Here is a 519-nt window from a genome sequence, read left to right as displayed (position 1 = left end):
GCGCCACCCTGCCCGAGCTGAAGCAGCGCCGCGTCGCCAAGCGGGACACCCCCGCCCTCCAGGTGGAGGAGCCCGAGCAGCCGGGCGGCCGCTCCGACGTGGCCGTGGACAACCCGGTGCCCACCCCGCCCTTCTGGGGGACCCGCGTGGTCAAGGGCATCCCGCTCAAGGACTACGCCACCTGGCTGGACGAGGGCGCGCTGTTCAAGGGCCAGTGGGGCCTCAAGCAGGCCCGCGCCGGCGGGGCCACCTACGAGGAGCTCGTCGAGAACGAGGGCCGGCCGCGCCTGCGCGGCCTGCTGGAGAAGCTCCACACGGAGAACCTCCTGGAAGCCGCCGTGGTCTACGGCTACTTCCCGTGCGTCTCCAAGGGCGACGACCTGATCATCCTGGACGAGCAGGGCAACGAGCGCACCCGCTTCACCTTCCCGCGCCAGCGCCGCGGCCGCCGCCTGTGCCTCGCCGACTTCTTCCGCCCGGAGGAGTCCGGCGAGACCGACGTCATCGGCCTGCAGGTGG

Annotated in this window: 1 protein-coding gene; it reads left to right on the top strand. The window is 72.8% G+C overall.

Annotation, left to right across the window (positions count from 1 at the left end):
• Positions 1 to 519 (top strand): vitamin B12 dependent-methionine synthase activation domain-containing protein (locus tag VR44_RS10175; RefSeq protein WP_045947095.1); only part of this gene is annotated, 519 nt, incomplete at both ends.

The sequence above is a fragment of the Streptomyces katrae genome, from assembly GCF_000966975.1.
GTDB classification, from domain to species: Bacteria; Actinomycetota; Actinomycetes; order Streptomycetales; family Streptomycetaceae; genus Streptomyces; species Streptomyces katrae.
This window is presented reverse-complemented; position numbering and strand designations above follow the sequence as displayed.